The 11,001-nt window shown below is 30.5% G+C and carries 11 protein-coding genes and 1 pseudogene (1 of these 12 cut by a window edge); 9 read left to right on the forward strand and 3 right to left on the reverse strand.

Going from position 1 to position 11,001, the window contains the following annotated elements; all coding sequences use genetic code 11:
• Both LAV82_RS25540 and LAV82_RS25545 read right to left on the reverse strand, forming a co-directional pair.
• A pseudogene (locus tag LAV82_RS25540) lies at nt 1–74 on the reverse strand (gallidermin family lantibiotic); it reaches 154 nt to the left of the window's first position.
• Between the two features lie 74 nt (nt 75–148).
• Nucleotides 149–289: a gallidermin family lantibiotic gene (locus tag LAV82_RS25545; RefSeq protein WP_013060079.1), complete on the reverse strand. Its 141-nt coding sequence runs from the start codon at nt 287–289 to the stop codon at nt 149–151.
• 223 nt (nt 290–512) lie between these two features.
• Between LAV82_RS25545 and LAV82_RS25550 the strand changes: the two genes are divergently transcribed.
• The 6 genes from LAV82_RS25550 (at nt 513) to LAV82_RS25575 (ending at nt 6,793) form a co-directional block, all read left to right on the forward strand.
• The gene (locus LAV82_RS25550) at nt 513–686 is read left to right on the forward strand and encodes a hypothetical protein (RefSeq protein WP_013060080.1); all 174 of its coding nucleotides are present in this window, start codon (nt 513–515) and stop codon (nt 684–686) included.
• Nucleotides 673–1,635, forward strand: coding sequence for a polyprenyl synthetase family protein (locus LAV82_RS25555; protein ID WP_499717189.1), 963 nt, complete (start codon nt 673–675; stop codon nt 1,633–1,635). Before LAV82_RS25550 ends, LAV82_RS25555 begins: the two co-directional genes overlap by 14 nt.
• The gene (locus tag LAV82_RS25560; protein ID WP_013060082.1) at nt 1,622–3,772 is read left to right on the forward strand and encodes a sensor histidine kinase; all 2,151 of its coding nucleotides are present in this window, start codon (nt 1,622–1,624) and stop codon (nt 3,770–3,772) included. The genes LAV82_RS25555 and LAV82_RS25560 overlap by 14 nt, the downstream gene beginning before the upstream one ends.
• Nucleotides 3,744–4,352: a response regulator transcription factor gene (locus LAV82_RS25565; protein ID WP_013060083.1), complete on the forward strand. Its 609-nt coding sequence runs from the start codon at nt 3,744–3,746 to the stop codon at nt 4,350–4,352. Before LAV82_RS25560 ends, LAV82_RS25565 begins: the two co-directional genes overlap by 29 nt.
• 1,081 nt (nt 4,353–5,433) lie before the next feature.
• Complete coding sequence (locus tag LAV82_RS25570) at nt 5,434–5,811, forward strand: hypothetical protein (RefSeq protein ID WP_164798561.1); 378 nt, start codon at nt 5,434–5,436, stop codon at nt 5,809–5,811.
• A gap of 109 nt (nt 5,812–5,920) precedes the next feature.
• Nucleotides 5,921–6,793 carry an AbaSI family restriction endonuclease gene (locus LAV82_RS25575; protein ID WP_164798562.1) on the forward strand — a complete coding sequence of 291 codons (873 nt, stop codon included), beginning with the start codon at nt 5,921–5,923 and terminating at the stop codon, nt 6,791–6,793.
• A 596-nt stretch (nt 6,794–7,389) separates the two neighbouring features.
• On the opposite strand, the gene LAV82_RS25580 is transcribed toward LAV82_RS25575, so the two are convergent.
• Nucleotides 7,390–7,878 (reverse strand): DinB family protein, encoded by a 489-nt coding sequence (locus LAV82_RS25580; protein WP_274158112.1) that lies wholly within the window; start codon nt 7,876–7,878, stop codon nt 7,390–7,392.
• A 299-nt stretch (nt 7,879–8,177) separates the two neighbouring features.
• Here LAV82_RS25580 and LAV82_RS25585 point away from each other — a divergent pair, with 299 nt between their 5' ends.
• The 3 genes from LAV82_RS25585 to LAV82_RS25595 all read left to right on the forward strand — a co-directional run bounded on the left by LAV82_RS25585 (nt 8,178) and on the right by LAV82_RS25595 (nt 10,435).
• A complete protein-coding gene (locus tag LAV82_RS25585; RefSeq protein ID WP_164798564.1) occupies nt 8,178–8,921 on the forward strand; it encodes an SDR family oxidoreductase in 744 nt (247 codons plus the stop codon).
• 180 nt (nt 8,922–9,101) lie between these two features.
• A complete protein-coding gene (locus LAV82_RS25590) occupies nt 9,102–9,524 on the forward strand; it encodes a MerR family transcriptional regulator (protein ID WP_098580555.1) in 423 nt (140 codons plus the stop codon).
• Nucleotides 9,525–10,237: 713 nt separating this feature from the next.
• On the forward strand, nt 10,238–10,435 hold the full coding sequence (locus LAV82_RS25595) for an IDEAL domain-containing protein (protein ID WP_029325294.1): 198 nt from the start codon (nt 10,238–10,240) through the stop codon (nt 10,433–10,435).
• Nucleotides 10,436–11,001: the final 566 nt, after the last annotated feature.

Genomic DNA, 11,001 nt, shown 5'->3' on the forward strand with positions numbered 1-11,001 from the left:
ATTTGTGGATCTACATCACTTGAAGCAGTTGTTACTTGTACATCTAAATCAAAAAGGTTTTTTACGTTATTCATTTTTCATTCCCCCAGAAAGTTTTTATTAAGAATTACATCTTTTCCATTTCCTTCTTATAAAGCTCTATTACTAATTAACAGCAGAAGCTGTTCCAGCTACCTGTATCTCCACAACCTGGTGTACATAAAGATACACTTGTAATTTGTGGATCTACATCACTTGAAGCAGTTGTTACTTGTACATCTAAATCAAAAAGGTTTTTTACGTTATTCATTTTTCATTCCCCCAGAAAGTTTTTATTAAGACGCTATGTCTTATACATTTAATTTACCAGACGCTTTTTTATAAAGAATCCGTATATACCGCAATAAGATTTTGTGAATTTCCGCATATGCAAAAAAATACATAAAAGTATAGTATTGAAAAATAAATAGTTCTAATGTACATTTTTACTTATAGTAGTTTAATAACCATTTTCTAGAAAGAGGGTTTTTCTTATGACTAAAACACTATGGAATTTTTTAATGGAGATGAAAAAAAATAATCTTACCTTTGAAAATTATGAGTTATGTCCATCTTTGAATGCCCTGTCACCTGAAGAAAAAGTTGTATTAAATGAATATGCAAGAAGTTTAGTTTTAGAAAACGAGGTTGGAAATGAATGGGTTTAGAAGCGATTTAATTGATCATATTAACCAGCATCTTTCTAGCTATAAGCAAAGTGGAAGAGCAGAAGTAGACCTTCTTGCTCTAAAGCACCTCTCTAAAAGAGGAAAATTATTAAACCAAGAACTTTCAGGATTCTCATGGGGAGAACTATACCTTACTCTCTCTTATTTTTTAAAAAGAAGAAAAATGACAGAAGAAGATTTTGAAAAAGCTTTTGGTATTGAATGTATATTCTTATCTGCCGACATAGTAGATGATATATGTGATCTTGATGATCCGAATCTTCCAACCTTTCAAAATGAAGATCGATATCTTATACTCATTTCTCAATATCTACTGGCAAAAGGCTTCTTCTATCTCAGACCTGTATCAGACTCTTATGAAGACAATTGCCTCTTTAGCCTCATAATGGATTCAGGATGTGGAGAATGGAAAGACCTCCACTTTCGTTTCTCTATAAATAAAAGAGTTATACCTACTGAAGAGGAGTATTTTAAACTGATTAAACAAAAATCCGGTAAATTAACAGAGATAATTTCTCAAGCTATCGATCCTTCACAACTTATATTTAAAAAAATCACTTATTATATAGGCATAGCTGGACAATTGAGAAATGATGCTGCAGACGTGCTAAATGACAAAAAAAGTGATCTTCGAGATTTAAAAGCGTATCTGCCTTTTTTAAAAGCTTATGAGTACAGTTGTGAAGTACAAGATGAATTCTTTCATAAGTTAAAAGATGAAGAAATCATGACCTCTCCTTTAAAAAGACAGTTGATAAGAGAATACATAGAACAATCTGGCTCTATCGATTATTGTCATATCTTATCCAGGTTTTACTATATGAGGGCATTTAAGCTTTTAGAGGAACATTTTAAGCCTTCAAAGAAAGAAATGAACTACTTCAAATCTTTATTTCTACAAAGGAGTCAACAGCATGAACAAGCATAATTTATTAATTTGTTTGCCTTTAGGCACTTTGTACATCATCATTTTTATGGCGAATGGTTATTATTTATATCTAAGCGATTTTAGAAGATTTGTGGATTCGGCAACTTTAAATTCTTTTTATGTAACAAGTGTTATTAGTTTGATATTTTTTAGCATCGGATTATTTAGCTTTTTTAAGAAACAAAAATCCATCGTGATAAAAAATTTCTTCTTATTAACATCTGTCTCTGGTATTGCTATTTCTACTTCTGTTTTGTCCAGTCAGGATATACCAGTTTTTAAAACTATAGAGATCATTAGTGTATTTATGCTCTCTTACCTATTACTAAGTTTCTTCGCCCACTTCCCAGTTTCGACTAAACCTAATTATGTGAAAATTATAATTTTTTCATCATTACTTTTCTCAACCCTGTCATCTGTAGTGTACTTAATTTGCAATTACCTTGGTTATGTAGAGCATTCTAAATTTTTTTACATATACAGAGTTTTATTAATCGGTAACTTGTTCTTTAGTATTGTGGGCTGTATTTTTCTTATCTCTTTACATCTAAAAACTAATTCATTAAAAGTAAGAAATCAGTTATATATCTTGATCTTTGGAATTGTTTTTAGCTTTGGTCCACTTTTTTTATTCAATTTAATACCTGGAATGATTTTTGGAGAATCTCAAATACCTTTTGTCTATTGTTTACCCAGCATTATAGTCTTCCCACTGACAACTTCTTACTTATTAGTAAAGCATGAAATTATTGAAGTTGAATTGGAAATTTCTAAGTGGATTAATATATTGATTTATTACATACTTAACTTTTTGCTTTTTAGTATTTTAATTAAACAATTTATGCACCTTTCTAATAGAGAATTATTTGTCATATGTAGCGTTGGCCTTTTATCTGCATGGGCATCTATTTTCCTTTATAAAATAGGTATTAACACTTTTATACAAAAGAAGACAAAAAATAGAGAGAACACGGACCTGAATGAAATTGAACTTTTCCAAACATTGTCTAAAGAAAAACATGCTAAAAATCTTGCAAAAATTATAGGAAAAGTCATTCATCAGAAGTTCGATATCAATGGTTTATGCATTGTGTGGAATTCTAATAATATATATCATTCATTACATGAGACGGGCATTTTTCAAACCATGAATCAATTTAACTTTCTTAATGAAATAAACAAACTTGAAAAAGATATACTTCTTGTTGAAGATCAAACCCCTAGCATACATATGCATTTTGAAAAATATCACTTAATCTGTTTTCCAATCGCAATAAACCAATTAGTTCAAGGTGTTATTGTTATAGGTGAAAAAAACAACCATACTCTCTTCCAAGGGAAAGAGTTCATTGAGCTTAAAGAACTAATATGTGAATCAGCAGATATACTTTCAAGTGCAGCTATTCTCAATATTAATGACAAACAAATACGTCGAACAAAGACAAGAGTTCAGAACTGGAACCAATTTAATCACCAAGTCATTCAGTCTCTAGAAAAAGAGAGGAAAAGATTGTCCATTTTCTTACACGATGAAATCCTTCAAAGTCTTATTTTGCAATTGAATGAAGTTAGAATAATGCAAACAAAAAGGAATTTCTCAGTAACATTACTAGACGAAATGGATGATCAGCTTGAAGGAATGATTTATAACATTCGAAAGATGTGTCATGACCTCCACCCTATCATCGTGGAGGATTTGGGTCTAGAGCCAAGTTTACAGTCTTTAAAACGAGAATTTGAACTAAATTATAGTATCTTAATTCATGTTCAATTTAATTGTGAGTTCAAAATCATTTCTAAAAATCATGAAATACAAGTTTATCGAATAATAAAAGAGCTGTTAAATAATGCTGTTAAACATTCAAAAGGTAAAAACATTAAGGTTCTTATTTTAGAAGAGAATGGTTTCTACCAGTGCAGCGTAAAAGATGATGGCATAGGATTTGATGTCCCAGACAATTTCTTTGATTTTAGTAAAGGTAACCACCTTGGTTTACTAACTATTCATCGTCAAATTGCTGAATTAAATGGGAGTATGAGAATTTCTTCTGATAAAGGACAAGGTACTTTTGTTACATTTACTATTCCATTGGACTGGGAGGATAAAAATGAGTATACGTACGCTACTAGTGGATGATCATTTACTCGTAATGTTAGGAATCAGAAGATTACTCGAAAGCGAAGAAGACATTGAGATTATAGATACAGTCAGTGATCCCTCGTCTTTAATAGAAGTCGTAGCAACTACATCCCCTGATGTAGTCGTTACAGATGTTCGTATGAAAGAATTTAACGGAATTGAGTTAACAAAAGAACTTTTGTCTAAATTTCCAGAAATAAAAGTTGTCATTTTATCAGGCTATGATCACGAGGAATACTACAATGCAGCATTTAAAGCAGGAGCTAGTGCGTATATTACAAAAGAAAGATCTGCTTTCGATTTAGCAAATGCTATCCGTCAAAGTAATATGGGCTATATACTATTCTCTAAAAACCAGATTAGCACGAAGGACTTTGAAACCCTTACTTCTGCGGAGCAAAAGATACTTCTTTTAATTTCCAAAGATAAGACGAATTATGAAATTAGTATGGATCTTTCAATTAGTAAAAGAACAGTAGAATATCATATCTCTTCTATTATTAGAAAGTTAGATGTAGATTCACGAGTAGGAGCAGTAGTAAAAGGCATTAAAAAAGGGTTGATTGAAGATTTTTAAAATTTAGAAATAGATAAAATAGCAGAAAAAGATATATAAATAAATTCAAAACTAGATATTTCTATATCGTAAGTGTGCACGATGAAAGATTTATCAGATGGAATACAGTTAAAGGTGAGCTTAATGAAGATATAGTAGATGACAATTGCCTTGCCTAACTAAAAGAAGAAGATAAATAATTCATTAGAAAAATAGAAAAAATCCCTGGTGCGTTAGGGTGAGCTTTTCTGTTACACATATCTTATTTAAAGAACAAACTCCTCAAGTCATCTTGAGGAGTTTGTTCCAATTAATAATAATTTATTTATTGATGCCATCTCTTGTCTACATACTTCTTGAAAATTTAGATTTAGTTATTTTTTAACTCTTGTTACACTAAAAAATTTTTCTCCATAATTAACTTTACTAATACCAACTCTTGCAAGTCTACCCACAATAGCAGGAAGGATCCATCCTGACCCTATTTCATACATAGGAAAATATAGATGGGGATAACTTATTAAAATGTGTAGAACATGCACTTATAAGTCCTACACTGTTTGTTTTATTTAATAATGACAAACGGTGTCTTTTACTTCTTATGGTATACAGGCCTATCCTCTACTTACCTTTTAAGAAATTGTTTTATTAAAGACATTCAAACATAAGATTTATAAACATTCAATGTTATTATCTTTTTAAAAATATATATTTAACTGAAAATATAAAAGAAATGTATTCTATACAAAAAGTAAATAATTAAACTTCTTTATGTAAATTATAGTTTCAACATTTACACCTAATGACGACAAATAACCAATTTTTCTACAATATGAGCAAATGATAAAGCATTTATAAATTAAATAAATTAGATATTACTTTTAATTTTACTAATACCTAATAATTTTTATTTTTTGCTAAATATCTTATCCTTTAATTTAAGATATTTAAAACTACATCTTTTCAGTTTAATAGTACCAGTATGTATCCGAATTAGAAATTAGTATAAGGTGTGTAAAATTTTTCAAATATTATAAGGTATTATTTTTAGTTAAAATAGAATAATATCAACTTAACTATACATATGGAGGAATAATCACCAATGAGTAACACTTTTTATAAAAATATTAGTTGCCATTCTAATAACATTGTCTTTGAAAATGAACGTGCTTTATCTTATACGACGTTACTTAAAAAGAGTGAAAAAAAAGCGAATAAGAAGTTTATTGTGATTGACAAATACCTAGACATAACTTTCTCTTTAGAAATGCCCCTTGAACTTCGTTCAGAGGGATGTGTACACATGTACCCTTCTAACCCTTTAACATTTCGTGTTATAGGAGCCGATACTAGTGTACATAACACTATGAGGAAGTATTATGAAAGTATTGGGGAAAGTTGGGAACAATTCAAGACTGAATTCTTTACCGAATACAGTAGGACAGTAAACCCTATGCTTTTTCAAATGGAAGATAAATAAAAGACGGTCAGAATGAACCTAAGGATCAATCATCAAAACCAAATAAAAAATATTTGCATGGAAGATTTTCTCCATTATAGAGAGAATATTAGATTATAAGGATAAAAAAATGGATAAATATCAATTTATAAAAGCACAGTTGGCGAAAACAAACAAAAAAAACGATGAAAATTATGTTATTACACGTATTTGGAATCGTCTTGATAATTTAGATATTAAATTTATTACACAACAATATGTGATTCGACCTGACGGCAAATATGCTTTGACCGACATGTACTTTCCACAGTTAGGTATACATATAGAAATTGATGAGGGGCATCACAAAACAAATATCGAATCAGATAAGGCAAGAGAAGAAGATATAGTCAGAGTAACTGACCACGAAGTTAAAAGAATAGATGTCACAAAAGGGTTAATTAGTATTCATCAGCAAATAGAAGGTATTGTACAGGAAATTAAAGAAAGATTATTAAAAGAGAAAGATAAGTTTGTGCCTTGGGATATAGAAAAAGAGCTAAGTCCCCAGACATACATTGAAAGAGGCTTTATTTCGTTACATGATAATGTTGCATTTCGCACAATTGCTGACGCATGTAACTGCTTTGGCCATCGTTATAAAGTCTGGCAAAAAGGAGCTGCATCCCATGTCTATGAGAAAGATACGGAGTTATGGTTTCCGAAGTTATTCCCGAATGGCACTTGGGATAATTCCATTTCTAAAGATGGAATTATCATTTTGGAAAGAAATCTAGATGAGGTTGAAAACCAGAGATATTTAAAAGGAATTGTAGATGGACGAATTGGCACTAGAGTAAGACCTCATAAACGCATTGTTTTTGCAAAAGTAAAAGGGCCATTAGGAGATATTATGTATCGATTTAAGGGCAATTATCAATTAAATATTAACGAATCCTTTAAGACTGGTTGCATAGTTTGGGAAAGAATATCTGAAAGGATAAAAACTTATCCTTCAAGATAACGCCTAGCCCTTTCTCTAAATTAAAAGAGACTAGTAGTTTAAATATAGTAATCCCCTACTTAATAAGAGGATACGATATACAGTCTAAAAAAAGAAATGAATAGACTCAAATTTAAAATTTGCTTTTCATCCAAAAAATAGGTTTCGAATACTAAAGGTCGAAAGGCATTCTAATTGCATTTTGTTTCAATCGCATAAAAAATATACTAACAGCAAATGAAAAAACTATCCTATGCGAGTAGGATAGTTTTTTTGCAAAAAGAAAAAGAATTGTACATGGATGGAGTTTCCACGCTCTTTTGTAGTTTGCTCAGCATATAGAATGTTATTCATTATTGCAAATACGCAATGATCTAAAATTGAATATAACATATCGTCTATAAAGGTGGATTACTTTTTATGCGTTCATAAAGCTTTATTTTATAAACTAAATTGTCACTTTAGGAGTTATTTTGCACCTTTTTCAAGCGATATTTTGCACTATAAATAAATATAAAAAGTCCAATTTCTCAATATTAAAATTAAGAAATTGGACTTTTATCCTCACTTCGGAATAGTGCTCTATAGTGGAATAACTGTAAAGCTAATAAAACTTTTTAAAAGCTGCGTTTCCCTGCCCAAGCTCCTTGCATTTTACTAAGGAATACAATTTGCCCAATATGATATGCGTCGTGCATTACTAAACTCTTCAGTTCAAGCACTAATGGATTGTCATCAGGAATCGGTCTATACAAATCTTCTAGTTTTGATTTTGCTAGTATTTTTTCAAGTTCACGATGAACAGAAAAGTATTCTTGTTTTGTTTCCTTCCAATTTTGAAAGGTCTCAGTTGGTAATCGATATGTAGCGTCATTATTTTCTGCCTTTGGTTCATTTGCTGTTTCACCTAGAAAGCGTAACAGAATTCTCTTTTCATAGAAAAGTAAATGACAAACTAATTCCCAAATGGAATGTGCCCCTTCAACTGGTTTCCAAATTGCCTGTTCCAAAGTAATATTCTCTAGTACTTTTTCAAGTGGTGGAAACCAGTCTTCTTTATCTAAGCAGATTGCCCATTGTTGTAACAAAAGTGTCCTTACATCCATTTTCTATTCCCTCCAATCTTATCCCTTTTAATAGATAATCCCTTTGGTCAATATTCATTTGAGGCATGTTGTTCTGGCATAACTTACAATTTCGAGATGAACCATCTGATTACCTCCCTTACCCAATTGCTGAGCAACGTTAAAAAAGCACACATTTTATTATTTGTTCCAAAACTCGTACCTTTTGGGACAATTTTATTTTTTAGGGCAACTAAATTTTTTTATAAAACTCTTGAGCTAGAGCGTGCTCTAGGTATTATACTTAGAAACATCTTAAGAATAGAAAGGGTTGATCAGACATGTTAAATGTTGAAGAGAAGGTAGTTATTTTAACTGGAGCATCAAGTGGAATCGGTGAAGCAACTGCTAAAGTACTTGCTAATAAAGGAGCTAAAGTTGTACTATCAGCAAGACGCGAGGAAAGATTACAAAAACTCAAGTCAGAAATTGAAAAACAAGGTGGTACAGTTGAATATAAAGTAACGGATGTTGCTTCTCAACAAGAAGTAGAAGAACTTGCAAGCTTTACCTTAGATACCTTTGGGAAAATTGATGTTTTGGTCAACAATGCTGGTTTCATGCCACTTTCTTATTTATATGAAAAAAGAGTGACAGAATGGGAACAAATGATTGATGTAAATATTAAAGGCGTCCTTTATGGAATTGCTGCAGTTCTTCCTTATATGAGAACAAGAAAGCAAGGACATATTATTAATGTTTCTTCTGTGGCAGGGCACATAGCTTTTCCATCAAGTGCTGTATATTCAGGTACAAAATTTGCTGTAAGGGCTATTACTGAAGGGTTAAGGCAAGAAGAAGTAGAAAATAATGTTCGTACAACAATTATTTCACCTGGAGCAGTAGATACAGAATTGGTCAATTACATTTCTAATCAAGAAATTAAAAAAGGTATTGAAGAACAAATTATGGAATTTGGACTTCCTGCAGAGGCTATCGCTAATTCGATTTTATATGCAATTTCTCAACCAGATAATATAGCTGTCAATGAAATAATTGTAAGACCAACTAAACAAGAAATATAATAAAAAAGGATATTGATATTTGTGGCTCACTTTTTTGTAAGTGGGCCTTTAATTGCAAGAAATTTAATAGTTAATTGACTCTATACTGATTTGAAAATTTGAAAAAGCCAACCATTTTAAACCGATCGTACCTTCCGGGTAATGATAGAATAAATAATAAAGAGCCAGGAGGTATTAACTATGAGCTACACAATTAGTCAAGTATCAGACCAAACAGGCTTATCAATTCATACTTTGCGCTATTACGAAAAGGAAGGTATTACTCCAATTATTAAGCGAAATGAAAGTGGCAGACGTATTTATGAAACCAAAGATATTGAATGGCTTAAATATATTTGCTGTTTTCGAGCTACGGGTATGACTATTGCTGATCTAAAGGAATTTGTGGCCCTCGTAATGCAGGGTGATGAAACAATTGAACAACGCATATTAATGCTTAAAAATCAAAGTGAATATATACAGTCAAACATAAATCAATTGATGTCTTATCAAGCAATGATTGACCATAAAATTAATTGGTATAGTAATGAAATAGGTCATAGTAAAGTCTGTCCTAGAGAAGAAAGCATTGAGAATCGACTGAATTCAGAGTGGAAATATTGATTAAAATTAGAGTTATTCTCTCTCTAAATATAAATTGTATAATCTTATAGAAAATAATACGAGATTAAAAGGTATATAGATTTTTAAGTAAATTTAATTTAATGTTGTCAATGGAAGTAATAGTTAACGTATTTTATTAAAAATAACATTAAATATTACATACCTTGTAGAAAAACTTCTTATTTGTCGTCAACTAGAGTAAATATTGAAACTTTAATTTTTATAAAAGAGTTTATACATTTACTTCTTTATATAAAATACAATGATTATGTATTTAAAGTTAAAAATATTTCACTAAAAATATATAAACATTAAGTATTTTTGGATTTTATGTGCAAGTTTAAAGGGATAAATCGATTTCCTAAAAGGAAAGTAGAAGATAGATTGGTATATGATAAAAGGCGGAAGTCTCTATTTTCCGTAAATAAGTGTAATTAATAAAACATTAATCTTTAAAAGCTAATTTTTATCCTTTCTCTAATAAATAAAATTAATTGTTAATCACCATTATTTCTCATTAATCAATTAGTTATTAATTATGTGGTCATATCTTTTTTATCTAATTGAAAAAATATGAAAAATATCTAAAAGGAATATAGGAACGTAATCATGCATATTACTCTATATCTCACTTCATCTATCAACCTTGCATAAAAAAACGGCAAAAGGGAATACTGTTTGCAAAAGAGAAAAGATAAAGGGGTTGACGTTTTATGGAAAATAATGTACTTAACGGAATGGAGCGAGTTGATCCAAATTTACGTGATGAAATGCTGGCTGAATTGTTTTTGGACGAAATGATGAATGACTTCAAAAGAAGTAAAATCCTCGAGGAAATTGATCATTCCTTAAAGAATAAAGATAAAGAAGCTTTTTTACATTTAACAGAGAAATTAAAATCTGTATCTTAATAAAAACAATATAATATAGAAGAAACTCGTCAAAAGAAGCCTTTGCTCAACATGAGCAAAGGCTTCTTTTCATAAATTTCTCCTATATTCAAATCAGATTAACTTCCCTTTGCATAAGAAATAAAGAGAAGAATAATACTACCTGGTAAATAAAAGAATTTCCCATGGAGTAAATAACGATATTTTAAGGGTGTTTGTGTCTAGACCCTCCTTAATATAAAGATAAATAGGGTGATTAGTATGTGGAAATCAATGGTTTCCTATCTTCCAGAGTGGCAAATTTTTGTGCAAGCGTTAATGGCATTTTTCATCCCATATATAATCTCCAGATTGTTTAATTGGACTCGTACTTCAGAGGAAGAGTGATGAAAATGAAAACAAACAAGAATCTATATCTAAAAATTTAGCTAATCCATTTACACGTGATTTCAATTCAAATGTAAAGGAAGTTAGAAAAGAAATTGGTCATAACTCTGACGTTCATTTTAGGGAGTTTATTATAGGACGTATCGGCATTCGAGCATCATTGTCTTAGTTGAAGGACTATCAGATAAAGATCTTATTGA

The organism is Bacillus sp. ILBB4, assembly GCF_035064545.1.
In the GTDB taxonomy this organism is placed as follows: domain Bacteria; phylum Bacillota; class Bacilli; order Bacillales; family Bacillaceae_H; genus Priestia.